Genomic DNA, 16,521 nt, shown 5'->3' on the forward strand with positions numbered 1-16,521 from the left:
CATCCCGAATCTCCCTGCTCCAACCTTCACCACAGAATCACCGTTCGGCTTCTGTGCAAAGGTCTCACAAGGGGAGAAGGGGGAGCCTCGCGACGCAGGCCGAACTCAGACGGCCGGCTGTGAACCAAACTCAAGTAATCACGCTCGGCTTGGCGCGGCCGGTATGGCCGCGAATCCCGGCGATATCATCGGCTGCCGCAATCAGATCGGCAAGCGCCTCCTGGGTGTCAAGATCGTGCCGAGACTTGTCCGGCTCGTAGCGCTCGATGTAGAGGCGCAGCGTCGCCCCCGAGGTGCCGGTGCCGGAGAGACGGAAGACGACGCGCGATCCGCCTTCGAACAGCACCCTGATCCCCTGGTTCTTGGCTATCGAGCCATCGACCGGATCGTGGTAGGCGAAATCGTCGGCGCTGGCGATCTTCATGCCGCGCACGCTGGTGCCGGGCAACGAAGCGAGCTTGGCGCGCAATTCGTCGACCAGCGCGTCGGCGCGGTCGGTCTCGACCTCTTCATAGTCATGGCGCGAATAGTAGTTGCGGCCATAGGTCGCCCAGTGCTCGGTGACGATCTGCTTGGCGCTTTCGCCGCGGGCAGCAAGGATATTGAGCCACAAAAGCACGGCCCACAGCCCGTCCTTTTCGCGGACATGGTTGGAGCCGGTTCCGGCACTTTCCTCGCCGCAGATCGTCGCCATGCCGGCGTCGAGAAGGTTGCCGAAGAATTTCCAACCGGTCGGCGTTTCGTAGATGCCGATGCCGAGCTTTTCAGCGACGCGGTCGGCCGCACCGCTGGTCGGCATCGAGCGGGCGATGCCTTTCAGGCCGGCCTTATACCCCGGCGCCAGATGGGCGTTGGCGGCGAGCATGGCCACGGAATCCGACGGGGTGACGAAAATACCCTTGCCGATGATCAGGTTGCGGTCGCCGTCGCCGTCGGAAGCGGCGCCGAAATCCGGCGCATCCGGTCCCATCATCTCGTCATAGAGGTGTTTGGCGTGAACCAGATTGGGATCGGGATGGTGGCCGCCAAAATCCGGCAGGGGAATGAAGTTACGGGCAGTGCCGTTCGGCGCGCCGAGACGGTTTTCCAGGATCTCCTTGGCGTAGGGACCCGTCACGGCATGCATGGCGTCGAAGCGCATGCGGAAACCCGATTTGAACAACGCGCGCAAGGCATCGAAATCGAACAGGCTTTCCATCAGCTCGGCATAGTCGGCGACCGGGTCGATCACCTCGACCGTCATGCCGCCCGCCTCGACGGTACCGATTGTGTCGATGTCGACGGTGTCGATGTCGGCGATCTTGAAACTGGAGATCACCTTGGTCTTGGCGAAGATCGCGTCGGTCAGCTTTTCCGGCGCCGGGCCGCCATTGCCAGCATTGTATTTGATGCCGAAATCCTCATGCGGGCCGCCTGGATTGTGGCTGGCCGACAAGATGATGCCGCCGAAAGTCTTGTATTTGCGGATGACGTTGGAAGCTGCCGGCGTCGACAGGATACCGCCCTGCCCGACCATCACCTTGCCGAAGCCGTTTGCTGCCGCCATGGCGATGGCCTTCTGGATGACCTCGCGGTTGTAGAAGCGGCCGTCGCCGCCGATCACCAGGGTCTTGCCCTTGAATCCATCCAGCGCATCGAAGATCGACTGGATGAAGTTCTCTGCATAGTGCCCCTGCTGGAACACCGGCACCTTCTTGCGCAGCCCGGAGGTGCCGGGCTTCTGGTCGAGATAGGGTTTGGTGGGGACGGTTTGTGTCATGCTTCAGGCAACCCTTTTCGAAAGCAGCAAGCGATAGAGCTCAACATATTTTTCCGCGCTTTTGTCCCACGACACGTCGGCCTTCATGCCTTGCCGCTGCATCGACGTCCAGACCGTGGGGTTGGCGTGCGCTTCGACCAGCCGGCGGATGGCGTGCAGCAAGGCGCCGGCATCGGCGGGCGCGAACTGGAAGCCGGTCGCGACGCCTGCCGAAACGGACGCTTCATTGGCATCGATGATCGTGTCAGCGAGGCCGCCGGTGCGGGCGACGACCGGCACGCAGCCATAGCGCAGGCCATAAAGCTGCGTCAGTCCGCAAGGCTCGAAGCGCGACGGGATGACGATGGCGTCACAGCCGCCCTGCATGGTGTGGGAAAGGCCCTCGTCATAACCGATGACGACGCCGATGCGACCGCGGTGGCGGGCGGCGGCGGCCAGCAGCGCACCTTCGAGGCCGGCGTCGCCGGATCCCAGAATCGCCAGGCGCGCACCCCTCGCAACGATCCCGTCAACGACCGCCGCCAATATATCCATGCCCTTCTGCCAAGTGAGCCGGCTGATGACACAGACGATCGGACTGTCGTCGCGATCGAGGTCGAAACGATCCTCGACGGCGGTCCGGTTGGGGTGCCGCGCCTTCAAAGTCTTGGCCGTGTAATTGGAGACCAGATGCTTGTCGGTGGCCGGGTCCCATATCTCGGTATCGATGCCGTTGACGATGCCATAGAGATCGACAGACCGCATGTTGACCAGGCCATCAAGGCCCATGCCGAATTCGGGCGAGCGGATTTCCTGGGCATAGGTCGGGCTGACCGTGGTGATGGCCCAGGCGGCCTGCAGGCCGGCCTTGAGGAAGCCGACGCCGCCATAATATTCGACGCCGTCGAGCGCCATGGCCGACGCCGGCAAGCCAAGCTCGCCAAAGATGCCGGCGCCGAACCGGCCCTGGAAAGCGAGGTTGTGGACGGTGATCATCGACGGCGTTCCGACCGCCTTGCCGTAGCGCATATAGGCCAGCGTCATCGCCGATTGCCAGTCATGGGCGTGGACGATGTCCGGCTGGTAGCCCGAGATGGCGCCGCCGGCGATGTCGCCGCCAACCTGGCTCAGGGCCGCGAAACGCCGCCAATTATCCGGCCAGTCGGCGCCGGTGGCATTGCCATAGGGACCGCCGGGACGATCGAACAGATGCGGCGCGTCGAGCACGAAAAGATCGAGCCCTGAAATCTCCACGGCATGGACCGAAGCTTTGCCGCCCTGCAGCTGCGAGTATTGGTGAACGGCCTTTTTCTTCTTGAAGGCATCCATGATCTGGGGATAGCCGGGAACGAGCGTGCGCATCGTCACGCCGTTGCCGGCGAGCGCGATGGGCAACGCGCCGGTCACGTCGGCAAGCCCGCCAGTCTTGATCAGAGGGAATATTTCGGGCGTGACCGACAGAACCTGCATCCACTACAACCCCAGTTTGTCGATCATGACCTGCGTGACGAGGCAGATGCCCTTTTCGGAAACGCGGAAGCGCTTGGCGTCGAGAATGGGATCCTCGCCGACCACGAGCCCCTCCGGTATCCTTACGCCATGATCGATGACCACGCGCTTCAACCTTGCGTTCCGGCCGACATGGCAGTCGGGCAGCATGACGACGTCCTCGAGCGTCGAATAGGAATTGATGCGCGCGCCCGTGAAGATCAGGCTTCGCTTCAGTGACGCGCCTGAGACGATGCAATCGCCCGAGACGAGCGACGACACGGCAGAGCCGCGGCGGCCATCCTCGTCATGCACGAACTTTGCCGGCGGCTTCAGCTCGGCATAGGTCCAGATCGGCCAGTCGCGGTCGTAGAGGTCGAGCTCCGGCGTGATGTCGGTCAGGTCGATATTGGCTTCCCAATAGGCGTCGACCGTGCCGACATCGCGCCAGTAGGCTTCGTTCTCGGCGGTCGAGCGCACGCAGGATTTGGCGAAGCGATGGGCGATCGCTTTCCCATGCTCGACGACATAGGGGATGATGTCCTTGCCGAAGTCTCGGCTTGAGCCCGGTTCGGCCGCGTCGCGGCGCAGTTGCTCCATCAGGAACTTGGTCTTGAACACATAGATGCCCATCGAGGCCAGGGCGAAATCCGGCTTGTCGGGAATGCCGGGCGGATCGGCGGGCTTCTCGATGAAGGAGATGATGGTGTCCTTGGCATCGACATGCATGACACCGAAGCCGGTCGCCTCCATGCGCGGCACTTCGAGGCAGCCGACGGTGACATCAGCACCGGCTTCGACATGCTGGCGAAGCATCAGCTCGTAGTCCATTTTGTAGATGTGGTCGCCGGCTAGGATGACCATGTATTCGGGCCCGTAGGCCTCGATGATGTCGATGTTCTGGTACACGGCATCGGCCGTGCCCTCATACCATTGCGTTTCCGACACGCGTTGGCTGGCCGGCAGGATGTCGAAGCTCTCGTTACGCTCGGGCCGCAGGAAGTTCCAGCCGCGCTGCAGGTGGCGGATCAGCGAATGCGCCTTGTATTGCGTGGCGACGCCGAGGCGGCGAATGCCGGAATTGAGCGCGTTGGAGAGCGCAAAATCGATGATGCGCGTCTTGCCGCCGAAATAGACCGCCGGCTTGGCGCGTCGGTCGGTCAACTCCCTGAGGCGGCTGCCGCGGCCGCCGGCCAGCACATAAGCCATGGCATCGCGCGCCAGCGGCTGGGTTCGTTTTATCTCTGCCATTTTATCCTCCCAAGTTACGCGCTGCGAGACATCGCTCATTCCGAAGCAAATTCGAGCATGATCGTTGACAGCGGCGGTAACAGCATCGTCGCCGAGATGCTTCCTCCTTCCGCCCGAGCCTCGACGGCGCCGCCATTGCCCTTGCCGGAACCGCCATAGTCGGCGGCGTCCGTATTGATGATCTCGCGCCATTTTCCGGCCGTCGGCAACGGCACGCGATAATTGTCGCGTGGCACGGGCGTGAAATTGGAGATGACGGCGACCGGATTTCCGCCCGGCGCGCTACGCAGCCAGGCAAAGACGGAGTTCGCGCTGTCGTCGACGATCAGCCAGGAAAAGCCCTCCGGCTCGCAGTCGCGCGCATGCAGCGCCGGGCGCGAACGGTAAAGATAGTTGAGATCGCGCACCGTTTGCCGGACGCCGCGGTGGAGCCGGAAATCGAGCAAATTCCAGTCGAGCGCGCGCGCCTCGCTCCACTCGCGGCGCTGGGCGAATTCCTGTCCCATGAACAACAGCTTCTTGCCGGGGTAGCCCCACATGAAGGCGTAGTAGGCGCGCAGCGTTGCGAATTTCTGCCAGTCGTCGCCGGCCATCTTGCCGAGCAGCGTGCCCTTGCCGTGCACGACCTCGTCATGGGAGAGCGGCAGCACGAAATTCTCTGAGAAGGCGTAGACCAGGCCGAAGGTGATATCGTTGTGGTGATGCTTGCGAAAAATCGGCTCCTTGGAAAAATACTCCAGCGTGTCGTGCATGAAGCCCATGTTCCACTTGAAGCCGAAACCCAGTCCGCCCTCATGCACCGGCTGCGAGACCTTTGGCCATGAGGTCGATTCCTCGGCAATCGTCATCACTCCCGGATGATGGCCATAGACCTCCTTGTTCATCCTCTGGAGGAAGCTGACCGCCTCGAGGTTCTCGCGCCCGCCCTTTTCGTTGGGAATCCATTCGCCGGCCTTGCGTGAATAATCGAGGTAGAGCATCGAGGCGACGGCATCGACCCGCAAACCGTCGACGTGGTATTTCTCAGCCCAGAACAGCGCATTGTTGACGAGGAACGAGACCACCTCGCGACGGCCGAAATTGTAGATCGCGGTGTTCCAGTCGGGATGGAAGCCCTTGCGCGGGTCGGCATGCTCATAGAGCGCGGTGCCGTCGAAATTGGCCAGGCCATGCGCGTCCACCGGGAAATGTGCCGGCACCCAGTCGAGGATGACGCCGACGCCGGCGCGGTGGGCGCCGTCGACGAAGCGGGCAAAACCGTCCGGATCGCCGAAGCGGGCCGACGGCGCGTAGAGGCCTGTCGTCTGGTAGCCCCAGGACGGGTCATAGGGATGTTCGGAGATCGGCATGAATTCGATATGGGTGAAACCCGTGTCGACGACGTAGGGGATCAGCCTTTCGGCGAGTTCGTCCCACGACAGGAAGCTGCCGTCGTCGTGAAGCTGCCAGGAGCCGGCATGGACCTCATAGATCGACACCGCCTCGCGCCTGGGGTCGGTGTTGCGCCAGAAATTGCGGTGCGCCTCGTCACCCCATTGATGCGCCGGCGGAAGCGCCGTCACCGAAGCGGTGGCCGGGCGCAGTTCGGATTTGAAGGCGAACGGATCGGCCTTCAGCGGCAGCCTCACGCCATCGGGTCCGATGATCTCGTATTTGTAGGGCCGGCCGGCGCCGATGTCGGGAATGAACAACTCCCAGATGCCGGTGTCGCGGCGGACGCGCATCGTATGCCTGCGGCCGTCCCATTCGTTGAAGTCGCCGACCACCGACACACGCCTGGCATTGGGCGCCCAGACGGCGAAATGCACGCCGGACGCACCCTCGTGGTCGATGAGATGCGCGCCGAGCTTGTCGAACAGCCTGAGATGCGAACCCTCGGCGATATAATAGTCGTCCAGCGGACCAAGCACCGGACCGAACGAATAGGGATCGGTCAGCCACCAGTCGCCACCGGCATTGCGAGCATGATAGCGCAGGGGCTGTCGCTTTTTGAGCGACAGCCTGCCCTCGAAGAAGCCGCCTTCGTCGCGCCTGGAGAGTTCGCCCGCTTTCTTGCCGGTCAGCGTATAGGCAGTGACGAGCTCGGCATGAGGGACGAAGCAGCGGGCGACAAAGCCCTTGTCAACCTCGTGCACACCGAGGACAGCGAAAGGATCACCATGCGTGCCGGCGACAATCGCCGCGACATCACCGGCTGACGCCAGTCCATCCGGCCCGCTTGTCGCAGCGGTCGCGCGCGGCTTCCTCATCAGGCAGTGACCCTCCCCGGGACCACGTTGTTCGTGGCCTCATGCAATCATATCAGACGGGCACGTTCCAGATTTCTTTCGCATATTGGCGGATCGTGCGGTCGGATGAGAACCAGCCGACGCGGGCGACATTGCGGATTGCCTTGGCGTGCCAATCCGGGCTGTTGCGCCAGACGGCGTCGACGTCGCGCTGGGTGGCGGCGTAGGCATCGAAATCCGCTGCGACCATGAACCAGTCGCTCTGATAGAGGCCGTTCATCAGGTCGCGATAGCGTTCCGGATCGTCAGGCGAAAAGACGCCCGACGAAACGGCAGCCACCGCCTGCGCCAGTTCGGGAGAGGCTTCGATCACGGATCGCGGATCGTAGCCGTTGCTGCGCCGCTCGGCGACCTGCTCAGTGGTCAGGCCGAAAATGAAGATGTTGTCGTCGCCGACGCATTCCTTGATCTCGACATTGGCGCCGTCGAGCGTGCCGATGGTCAGCGCACCGTTCAGCGCGAATTTCATGTTGCCGGTGCCGGAGGCTTCCATGCCGGCGGTCGATATCTGCTCCGAAAGGTCGGCGGCCGGCATCATGATCTCGGCCAGGCTGACATTGTAATTCGGCACGAACACCACTTTCAGCAAGCCGCGAACAGCCGGGTCGCGATTGATGACCTTGGCGACGTCGTTGGCGAGCTTGATGATCAGCTTGGCGTTGTGATAGCTGGGCGCCGCCTTGCCGCCGAAGAACTTGACGCGGGGCATCCAGTCGCGCTCCGGATGCGAGCGGATCTGGTCGTAGAGCGCGATCGCTTCGAGGATGTTCAGCAGCTGGCGCTTGTATTCGTGGATGCGCTTGATCTGGATGTCGAACAGCGCCGAGGGATCGACCTTGATGCCGAGGCGGTCGGCGACGAGATTGGCAAGCCTGACTTTGTTCGCCCGCTTGACGGCCGCGAACTTGTCGCGGAAGGCGGCGTCGTCGGCAAAGGCATCGAGCTCCTTGATCGCGTCGATGTCGTCGAGGAAGCGATCGCCGATTGCCTCGCGGGTGAGCGCGGTAAGACCGGGATTGCATTGGATCAGCCAACGACGCGGTGTGATGCCGTTGGTCTTGTTGTTGATGCGGTCGGGGTAGAGCTTGTGAAGGTCGGCAAACACCGTTTCCTTCATCAGCTCGGTGTGAAGGGCTGATACGCCGTTGATCGAGTGCGAGCCGACAAAGGCCAGATTGCCCATGCGTACCCGGCGGTCGCCATTTTCCTGGATCAGCGAGATGCGACCGATCTGTTCATCCGAGAACTGGTCGGAGGCGCGCGCCTCCAACAGCACTTCAGCGTTGATGGCGTAGACGATCTGCATATGGCGCGGCAAAAGCCGCTCGAACAGCGGCACCGGCCAGCTTTCGAGCGCTTCGGGAAGCAGCGTGTGGTTGGTATAGCCGAAGGTGCGCTTGGTGATGCTCCAGGCCTGGTCGAAATCCATGCCGTGGACATCCATCAGCAGGCGCATCAGCTCGGGCACCGCGATGGCCGGATGAGTGTCGTTCAGATGGATCGCCGCCTTGTCGGGCAGCGACTGCAGGTCGCCATACTGGCTGAGATGACGCTGGATGATGTCCTGCAACGATGCGGTCGAAAAGAAATACTCCTGTCTTAGCCGCAGCTCCTGACCAGCCTTGTGGGAATCGGCGGGGTAAAGGACGCGCGACAAAGCATCGGCCTTGTTGCTTTCGGCGAGCGCACCGATGTGGTCGCCGGCGTTGAACTTGTCGAGCAGGATCGGATCGATCGGCATGCCGGACCAGAGCCGCAGCGTGTTGACGCGGTTGGCCCGCCAACCGACCACCGGCGTATCGTAGGCAACCGCCAGAACATGTTCGATCGGCTTCCAGACGTGGCGCTCAAGCCTGCCGTCCTTCGAGGTGATCGATTCCACCGCGCCGCCGAAACCGACCTCGAAGGAGCGTTCGCGCCGCTCGAACTCCCAGGGGTTGCCGTGATCGAGCCAGGTCTCGGGCAGTTCGACCTGCCAGCCATCGTGGATTTCCTGACGAAACATGCCGTTGGCATAGCGAATGCCATAGCCATGCGCGGGGATGTCGACGGTTGCCATGCTTTCCATGAAGCAGGCGGCGAGCCGACCGAGACCGCCATTGCCAAGCGCTGCATCCGGCTCGAGGGCCGCGATGAGATCGAGGTCGACGCCGAGAGACCGCAGCGCTTCGCGCATATTGTCCATCAGGCCGAGGTTGGAGAAGGCGTCGCGCATCAGGCGGCCAATGAGGAATTCCAGCGACAAATAGTAGACGCGCTTTTCCTGCTGGGCGTAGGCCTCTTGCGTCGCCTGCATCCAGTGATCGACGATGCGGTCACGCACGACTTTGATCGAGGCGGTGAGCCAGTCGTATTGCGTGGCGACTGCGGTGCCCTTGCCGACCCTGTATTTGAGGGCCTTCAGGACTTCGTCAGCGAGCGTCTTGGGATCTGGGGTTTCGAGAATGGGAGCTTTGGATGCCATCGCGTGCGTCATGTCGCCTCTCGTGCGGTTGCCATGATCATACTGGCTTTCACCATTCCTCCCAGCCCATGCTAGCGCATATTTTGTTATACATTCAATCGAGTTAGATTGCCGCGGGGCAGCTTACCCTGCGGCAGTTTAGCAACTTAAAGCGCGTCGCGTTTGGGCGGCTTCCGCGATGCGTGCATGTCGTTATCCCAAAACCGCTACGCACTTTTGGGCGACATGCTTTCTCGTTTATGCATGTCGTTATCCCAAAACCGCTACGCACTTTTGGGCGACATGCATCAGGCCGCCAGCGCCGCCTCCGGCGGAAGCTTCGCTCCGGTCATGAAGGCGACGGCGTCGGACATCGTATATTGCTTGGGATCGATGACACAGAGGCGACGGCCAAGCCGATGGATGTGAATGCGGTCGGCCACCTCGAAGACATGCGGCATGTTGTGCGAGATCAGCACGATCGGCAGGCCGCGCTTCTTCACGTCGAGGATCAGTTCGAGCACGCGGCGGCTCTCCTTGACGCCTAACGCCGCTGTCGGCTCATCCATGATGACCATCTTCGAGCCGAAGGCGGCGGCCCGCGCTACCGCCACGCCCTGGCGTTGGCCACCCGAGAGCGTTTCCACGGCCTGGCTGATGTTCTGGATGGTCATCAGGCCAAGTTCGGTGAGCTTGTCGCGGGCGCGCTTTTCCATGGCCGGCCGGTCGAGCATGCGCAGCCAGTCGCCCAGAAAACCCGGTTTGCGGATCTCGCGACCGAGGAACATGTTGTCGGCGATCGACAACGCCGGCGATAGCGCCAGGTTCTGGTAGACGGTTTCGATGCCGGCCTCGCGGGCCTCGATGGGCGACTTGAAGAGCACCTGCTTGCCGTCCAACTCGATGGTCCCCTCGTCCGGAATCACGGCGCCAGAGATCGCCTTGATCAGCGTCGACTTGCCTGCGCCGTTGTCGCCGATCACGGCCAGGATTTCTCCCGGATAGAGATCGAAGTCGCAGCTATTCAGTGCGGTGACGCGGCCATAGCGCTTGACGAGGCCGCGCGCGGTGAGGATGGGCTCCTGGGTCATGGTTACACCGAAACCTTTCTGATCCACTGGTCGATTGCCACGGCGCCGATAATCAGCACACCGGTAAGCAGCACTTTCCATTGCGGATCGGCGCCCAGCATGTTGAGGCCCATCGAAACGACGCCGACGATCATAGCGCCGAACAGCGTGCCCAGAATCGACCCGCGTCCGCCGAAGAGGGAAATGCCGCCGATCACCGTCGCGGTGATCGCCTGCAAATTGTAGTCGGTTACAGCGGCGGACGGCGAGATCGAGCCGTTGCGGCCGATGGAGACCCAGGCAGCGAAAGCGGCGATCAGCCCGGCAAGGGTGTAAACCGAGATCAGCACCTTCTTGGTCTGGATGCCCGACAGTTTTGCCGCCTCCGGATCATCGCCGACGGCGTAGACATGGCGGCCCCATGCCGTGTGATTAAGCACGTACCACAGGATCAGCACCAGCACGACCATGGCAATGACGCCGATTGTCAGCACCGCTGTGCCGATCTTGAAGTTCAGGCCAAACAGATGGAGCAGCGGCGCCTGGACGTCGACGTCGGCGTCGCGGATCGTCTCATTGGCCGAATAGATGAAGTTCGTGGCCATGACGATGTTCCAGGTGCCGAGCGTGACGATGAAGGGCGGCAGCTTCATGTAGGCGACCAGCAGCCCATTGAGCAGCCCGCAGGCCCCGCCGGCGGCAAGCCCGATCACCACCGCAAGCAAGGTCGGCAGACCATAGGTGACCGCGCAATTGCCCATGATCACGGCCGAAATCACCATGATCACGCCGATTGACAGGTCGATGCCGGCTGTAAGGATGACCAGCGTCTGCGCGGCTCCGAGAATACCGACGATGGCAATCTGCTGCAGGATCAGCGTCAGCGTGTAGGACGAAAAGAACCGCCCTCCGATGGTGACGCCGAAGACAGCGATCGACAGAACCAGCACGATCAGCGGCACTGCAGCCGGAGTGGAATGCAAAAAATGCTGGATGCGCTTGACGATCGACGTGCCGTGCTCGTCAAAAGCAGCAACGCTTGTCTCGCTGTTCGAGAGAGCCTTTTCGAATTCCTGAACCTGAGCCATGTTTCCTCCCATGGGGCCTCAGCCACGCCGACGCCCGTCCAACCATTCCCGATCTGCCGCCGGAATTGTTCGCGCTTGCGATAGCGCATCGTCCGCCCGAAACGACCGGGGATCAAGCCCCCGGCCGATCGGTTCTGTTGCCTGTCAGACCGGCATCAGCCCCAGCACTTGGCGAGGCCTTCCTTGGTGTCGATGGACTTCACGCCTTCCGCCGGCTTGTCGGTCACGAGGTTCACGCCCGTGTCGAAGAAATCCTTGCCTTCGGTCGGCTTGGGCTTCGTCCCATCCTTGGCGAAAGCGGCGATCGCTTCGATGCCGAGTGCCGCCATCTGGAGCGGATATTGCTGCGAGGTCGCGCCGATCACGCCCTCGGCGACCGACTTCACGCCGGGACAGCCGCCGTCAACCGAGACGATCAGCACGTTGCCTTCGAGGCCCACGGCCTTGAGCGCCTGGTAGGCGCCGACGGCTGCCGGCTCGTTGATGGTATGGATGACATTGATGCCGGGATCCTTCTGGAGAAGGTTCTCCATCGCCTTGCGGCCGCCTTCCTCGTTGCCGTTCGTGACATCGTGGCCGACGATGCGTGCATCGTCCTCATCGCCGATCTTGTTGGGATCCTTCACGTCGATGCCGTAGCCCATCATGAAGCCCTGGTCGCGCAAGACGTCGACCGTCGGTTGCGAGGGGGTCAGGTCGAGGAAGCCGATCTTGGCATCCTTCGCCTTGTCGCCGAGCGTCGCGGCGGCCCACGCGCCGATCAGCTTGCCGGCCTCCAGATTGTCGGTCGCGAAGGTCGCGTCGGCGGCGTCGAGCGGATCAAGCGGCGTGTCCAGCGCGATCACGAGCAGACCGGCGTCACGTGCCTTCTTCACCGCCGGGACGATACCCTTGGTGTCCGACGCGGTGATCAGGATGCCCTTGGCGCCGTCGGCGATGCAGCTTTCGATCGCCGCCACCTGGCTCTCGCTGTCGCCGTCGATCTTGCCTGCGTAGGCTTTAAGCTCAACGCCGAGCTCTTTGGCCTTGGCGGCCGCGCCTTCCTTCATCTTGACGAAGAACGGGTTGGTGTCGGTCTTGGTGATCAGGCAGGCGCCGACGTCGGCAGCGGACGCGGCCGAGGTGAACGCCATCAGACCCAGTCCGGCCGCGGCAAAAACGGTGGACTTCAATAGTGCTGTCTTGGTCACGATTTTCCTCCCAGTGGAACCATTTCGGATGCCGGCCAACCGGCATCCGCACAAGCATCCAGACGACTTCTCCCGGCGTGGACGCCTGGCCCAACACAACACCAGGCCGAGGTTTCTGTCAATAATTAAATCACTCTTATTTATTATTGACAGGACTGCATCGTTCACTCATTCTGGCCCCAATAGCTTTGAGGGGAAACGACGGGAGGAACAAGGGTGGAGACCGGCATTACGGGGCACGGTTCGCCCGAGGCAGCCGAAAGCCGCATTCATCGCGGCACCAACCAGAGCGGCATGCGAGACCACAATGAGCGGCTGGTGCTGTCTCTGGTGCGTCGGCACGGCAGCCTGGCCAAGTCCGACATTGCGCGCATGACCGGACTTTCGGCTCAGACAGTTTCCGTCATCATGCGCGAGCTCGAGGTGGACAAGCTCCTTGTCCGCCAGGCGCCGTTGCGCGGCAAGATCGGCCAACCCTCCATTCCGATGGCGCTCAATCCCGATGGCGCCTATTTCATCGGCCTGAAGATCGGCCGTCGCAGCGCCGAACTCGTGCTGATCGACTTTCTCGGCAATGTACGCTCGATGCTGCAGCATTCCTACCGCTATCCGGCACCGCGCGAGACGGTCGAATTCGTCACCTCCGGCATGAAGACGATGCGCGGCGAGCTCACCCCGGCGCAGGACAAGCGCATTGCCGGGCTCGGTATCGCCATGCCGTTCGAATTGTGGAACTGGGCCGATACGGCAGGTGCGCCGCGCGACGTCATGGACGAATGGCGCCACCGCGACATCCGCGCCGATATCCAGGCGCAGTGCGAATTCCCCGTCTATCTGCAGAATGATGCCACCTCGGCTTGCGGCGCCGAGCTGGTGTTCGGCAAGGCGGGTGCGGCGCGCGACTTCGTCTATTTCTATATCGGTGCCTTCGCCGGCGGCGGCATCGTGCTCAACGGTCACCTTTTTGGCGGGCCGACCGGCAATGCCGGCGCGCTGGGTTCGATGCCGGTGCCCGGACCGGACGGCAAGCCGACCCAACTGATCGACGTGGCGTCGATCGCCATGCTGGAAAAGGCGCTCAACGCGCGCGGTGTCGAGGCCTCGCATCTGTGGACGTCACCGGAGGATTGGGGCGAGATCGGCGTCGAGCTTGACGACTGGATCGCCTGCGCCTCACAAGCGCTCGCCTATGCCATCGTGGCAGCATCCTCGGTTATCGATTTCGAGGCAGCGGTGATCGACGGATGGATGCCGAAGGCCGTGCGGCGCCGGCTCGTCGATGCCGTTGTCGAAGCCATCGGCAACATCGACGGCGAAGGCCTGAACCTCCCAGCCGTTCGCGAGGGCACTGTCGGTATTCATGCACGTGCCCTGGGCGGCGCCAGCCTGCCGCTTTCCGAGCGCTTCCTCATCGGTTCGACGACGATTTCCAGGAGTGCTTGAGTTTGCTGGTCGGAATGGTTGCAAGGCGGTTGCGCTTGCCGGCGCCGGCTTCTATCTACGGGTCAGATCCGCGCACGCGATCGTCGCGACAAACGAGCCGTAGCTCTACGCCAACATCATCATCCGCAAGGGTGTGATCTATCCGCCGGAGAACTGCAAATCATGATCCTCTGTTGCGGCGAAGCCCTGATCGACATGCTGCCGCGTACCACGACGGAGGGCGAGCCGGCCTTTGCCCCCTATGTCGGCGGCGCGGTGTTCAACACCGCTATTGCGCTCGGCAGGCTGGGAGCACCCGCCGGTTTCTTTTCCGGCCTGTCGTCGGACCTGTTCGGCGGCCAGTTCAGGGACGCACTGGGAGAGAGCAAGGTCAGTTCCACCTATGCGCACACATCTCCCCGGCCGACCACGCTTGCCTTCGTGCGGCTGGACAACGGCCAGGCGACCTACACGTTCTACGATGAAAACACAGCCGGACGCATGCTGACCGTCGACGATCTGCCGAAACTCGGCAGCGAGATCGAAGCCATGCTGTTCGGCGCCATCAGCCTGATCTCGGAGCCGGCCGGATCGGCCTACGAGGAATTCATGCGGCGCGAGCATAAGCGCCGCGTCATGATGCTCGACCCCAACATTCGGCCCAATTTCATCCCTGACAAGGCCAAGCATCTCCGGCGCATCCGCTCTATGATGGCGATGGCCGACATCGTGAAACTGTCGGATGAGGACCTCAACTGGTTCGGCGAAGCCGGCTCGCACGAAGACGTCGTCCGCAACTGGCTGGATCGCGGCCCGACCCTGATCGTCGTCACCCATGGCAGCGAAGGCGCTGCCGGCTACACCAGGGATCACAAGGTCACGGTCGTGCCGGACAAGGTCGAGGTGGTCGATACGGTCGGCGCCGGCGACACGTTCAACGCCGGCATCCTGGCCTCGCTGCACGAGCAAGGCCTGCTGTCGAAGGAGGCGATCGCCAATCTGCCGGAAGACGCCATCCACAAGGCGCTGACGCTCGGCGCCAAGGCTGCGGCGGTTACCGTGTCGCGAGCCGGCGCCAATCCGCCATGGCGGCACGAAATCGCCTGATTGCACGGCGATACACCCAGCTTGGCGATCACTTTATGTTTCGCCGGCCGGACGCGACGCGATATGAAAACCAAATGATGCCTGACGAAGCCCGGATTTCCGGCATCTTCAAAGGGCACCTCGGAAATCAGAGGTAACAGGCTGCGACACTTGAGCAATTCGCGGTTTGGTTCGTGCAGCTTTCTCGGCTGGCGCAACTCTGATACCAGCGGCCGGTTATCTGGCTAGTACCGTTTTGAGGCCGACATGCAGTTCATCGATCTTGGCGCGCAGCGCGAACGAATCCGCGACAGGCTGAAAGTGGCGATCGACCGCGTCGTCGATGAGGGACGCTATATTCTGGGACCTGAGGTCACCGAATTCGAAAATAAGCTCGCCGCCTATATCGGCACCAAGCATGTCGTCGCCTGCGCCAACGGCACCGACGCGCTGCTGTTGCCGCTGTTTGCGGCCGGCATCGGCCCAGGCGACGCGGTGTTCGTGCCGAGCTTCACCTTCGCCGCCACGGCGGAAGTGGTGGCGCTGGCCAAGGCCGAGCCGGTTTTCGTCGATGTCGATCCCAATACCTACAACATCGACATCGCCAGCCTCGAGGCTGCCATCGCCATGATCAAGGCGGAAGGCCGGCTGAAGCCAAGGGCGATCATTCCCGTCGACCTGTTCGGGCTTGCCGCCGACTACGAGGCGATCATGGCGATCGCCAACCGCGAAGGGCTGATGGTTATCGAGGATGCTGCCCAGTCGATGGGCGGCTCGATCGACGGCAAGATGTGCGGTTCGTTCGGCGCGGTCGGCTCGACCAGCTTCTACCCGGCAAAGCCGCTCGGCTGCTATGGTGACGGGGGCGCGATGTTCACCAATGACGATGCGCTGGCCGAACAGCTCCGCTCGTTCGCCTTCCACGGCAAGGGCGAAACCCAGTATGACAATGTCCGCGTCGGCATCAATTCGCGGCTCGACACGTTGCAGGCGGCGATCCTGATCGAGAAGCTGGCCATTCTCGAAGACGAGATGGTTGCCCGGCAAGCGGTTGCAAATCGTTACGCCGAAGGGCTCGGCGACATCCTCAAGGCGGCGCGCAACCTGGACGGCGGCCGTTCGGCCTGGGCGCAATACGCCGTCGAGACGCCGAAGCGCGACGGGCTCAAGGCGCATCTCGGCGAAAAGGGTATTCCTTCGGTCATCTATTACGTGAAGCCGCTGCACAGCCAGATCGCCTACCGCGACTATCCGCGCACGCCGTCCGGTCTTGCCGTTTCGGAGGAGCTGCCAAAGCGGATTCTCTGCCTGCCCATGCACCCTTACCTGAGCGAAGCCGATCAGGACCGGATCATCGAGACGATCCGCAACTATATCGGCTCGAATTCGGCGGACGTCGCCGCAGCGTAGAGCTTCACGCGCGCGATCACAGTCTAGCCGGTATGCCTTCCAGCAGC

Annotated in this window: 11 protein-coding genes and 1 pseudogene; 4 read left to right on the forward strand and 8 right to left on the reverse strand. The window is 62.4% G+C overall.

Features of this window, described 5'->3' with window-relative positions; all coding sequences use genetic code 11:
• Nucleotides 1–130 precede the first annotated feature (130 nt).
• The 8 genes from CIT25_RS19215 to CIT25_RS19250 all read right to left on the reverse strand — a co-directional run bounded on the left by CIT25_RS19215 (nt 131) and on the right by CIT25_RS19250 (nt 12,499).
• The gene (locus CIT25_RS19215) at nt 131–1,759 is read right to left on the reverse strand and encodes an alpha-D-glucose phosphate-specific phosphoglucomutase (protein ID WP_095486092.1); all 1,629 of its coding nucleotides are present in this window, start codon (nt 1,757–1,759) and stop codon (nt 131–133) included.
• Between the two features lie 3 nt (nt 1,760–1,762).
• Nucleotides 1,763–3,208 (reverse strand): glycogen synthase GlgA, encoded by a 1,446-nt coding sequence (glgA, locus tag CIT25_RS19220; protein ID WP_095486093.1) that lies wholly within the window; start codon nt 3,206–3,208, stop codon nt 1,763–1,765.
• Between the two features lie 3 nt (nt 3,209–3,211).
• Entirely contained in the window at nt 3,212–4,477 is a 1,266-nt protein-coding gene (gene glgC / locus CIT25_RS19225; protein ID WP_095486215.1) for a glucose-1-phosphate adenylyltransferase, read from the reverse strand.
• 35 nt (nt 4,478–4,512) lie between these two features.
• On the reverse strand, nt 4,513–6,726 hold the full coding sequence (gene glgB / locus CIT25_RS19230; RefSeq protein ID WP_095486094.1) for a 1,4-alpha-glucan branching protein GlgB: 2,214 nt from the start codon (nt 6,724–6,726) through the stop codon (nt 4,513–4,515).
• 52 nt (nt 6,727–6,778) lie between these two features.
• On the reverse strand, nt 6,779–9,241 hold the full coding sequence (locus CIT25_RS19235; protein ID WP_095486095.1) for a glycogen/starch/alpha-glucan phosphorylase: 2,463 nt from the start codon (nt 9,239–9,241) through the stop codon (nt 6,779–6,781).
• Between the two features lie 275 nt (nt 9,242–9,516).
• Nucleotides 9,517–10,299: an ATP-binding cassette domain-containing protein gene (locus tag CIT25_RS19240; protein WP_095486096.1), complete on the reverse strand. Its 783-nt coding sequence runs from the start codon at nt 10,297–10,299 to the stop codon at nt 9,517–9,519.
• Between the two features lie 2 nt (nt 10,300–10,301).
• A complete protein-coding gene (locus CIT25_RS19245; protein ID WP_095486216.1) occupies nt 10,302–11,366 on the reverse strand; it encodes an ABC transporter permease in 1,065 nt (354 codons plus the stop codon).
• Nucleotides 11,367–11,521: 155 nt separating this feature from the next.
• Nucleotides 11,522–12,499, reverse strand: coding sequence for a sugar ABC transporter substrate-binding protein (locus tag CIT25_RS19250; protein ID WP_425351748.1), 978 nt, complete (start codon nt 12,497–12,499; stop codon nt 11,522–11,524).
• A 273-nt stretch (nt 12,500–12,772) separates the two neighbouring features.
• On the opposite strand from CIT25_RS19250, the gene CIT25_RS19255 reads away from it, so the two are divergent.
• The 4 genes and pseudogenes from CIT25_RS19255 to CIT25_RS19270 all read left to right on the forward strand — a co-directional run bounded on the left by CIT25_RS19255 (nt 12,773) and on the right by CIT25_RS19270 (nt 16,474).
• Nucleotides 12,773–13,999: an ROK family transcriptional regulator gene (locus CIT25_RS19255; protein ID WP_095486098.1), complete on the forward strand. Its 1,227-nt coding sequence runs from the start codon at nt 12,773–12,775 to the stop codon at nt 13,997–13,999.
• Nucleotides 14,000–14,015: 16 nt separating this feature from the next.
• Nucleotides 14,016–14,165 (forward strand): annotated as a pseudogene (locus CIT25_RS38265) (RbsD/FucU domain-containing protein); the annotation flags it as partial.
• Nucleotides 14,162–15,085, forward strand: coding sequence for a carbohydrate kinase family protein (locus CIT25_RS19265; protein WP_095486099.1), 924 nt, complete (start codon nt 14,162–14,164; stop codon nt 15,083–15,085). The pseudogene CIT25_RS38265 and the gene CIT25_RS19265, both read left to right, overlap by 4 nt.
• A 246-nt stretch (nt 15,086–15,331) precedes the next feature.
• Nucleotides 15,332–16,474, forward strand: a complete 1,143-nt coding sequence (locus CIT25_RS19270; RefSeq protein ID WP_095486100.1) for a DegT/DnrJ/EryC1/StrS family aminotransferase — start codon at nt 15,332–15,334, stop codon at nt 16,472–16,474.
• Nucleotides 16,475–16,521: the final 47 nt, after the last annotated feature.

The organism is Mesorhizobium mediterraneum, assembly GCF_002284565.1.
In the GTDB taxonomy this organism is placed as follows: domain Bacteria; phylum Pseudomonadota; class Alphaproteobacteria; order Rhizobiales; family Rhizobiaceae; genus Mesorhizobium; species Mesorhizobium mediterraneum.

Excerpts from the sequence above, each read along its gene's own strand:
- CIT25_RS19245 (WP_095486216.1), bottom strand. The coding sequence starts at position 11,366 with ATGGCTCAGGTTCAGGAATTCGAAAAGGCTCTCTCGAACAGCGAGACA.
- CIT25_RS19215 (WP_095486092.1), bottom strand. The coding sequence starts at position 1,759 with ATGACACAAACCGTCCCCACCAAACCCTATCTCGACCAGAAGCCCGGC.
- CIT25_RS19250 (WP_425351748.1), bottom strand. The coding sequence starts at position 12,499 with ATGGCGTTCACCTCGGCCGCGTCCGCTGCCGACGTCGGCGCCTGCCTG.
- glgA (WP_095486093.1), bottom strand. The coding sequence starts at position 3,208 with ATGCAGGTTCTGTCGGTCACGCCCGAAATATTCCCTCTGATCAAGACT.
- CIT25_RS19265 (WP_095486099.1), top strand. The coding sequence starts at position 14,162 with ATGATCCTCTGTTGCGGCGAAGCCCTGATCGACATGCTGCCGCGTACC.
- CIT25_RS19270 (WP_095486100.1), top strand. The coding sequence starts at position 15,332 with ATGCAGTTCATCGATCTTGGCGCGCAGCGCGAACGAATCCGCGACAGG.
- glgB (WP_095486094.1), bottom strand. The coding sequence starts at position 6,726 with ATGAGGAAGCCGCGCGCGACCGCTGCGACAAGCGGGCCGGATGGACTG.
- CIT25_RS19240 (WP_095486096.1), bottom strand. The coding sequence starts at position 10,299 with ATGACCCAGGAGCCCATCCTCACCGCGCGCGGCCTCGTCAAGCGCTAT.
- CIT25_RS19235 (WP_095486095.1), bottom strand. The coding sequence starts at position 9,241 with ATGACGCACGCGATGGCATCCAAAGCTCCCATTCTCGAAACCCCAGAT.
- glgC (WP_095486215.1), bottom strand. The coding sequence starts at position 4,477 with ATGGCAGAGATAAAACGAACCCAGCCGCTGGCGCGCGATGCCATGGCT.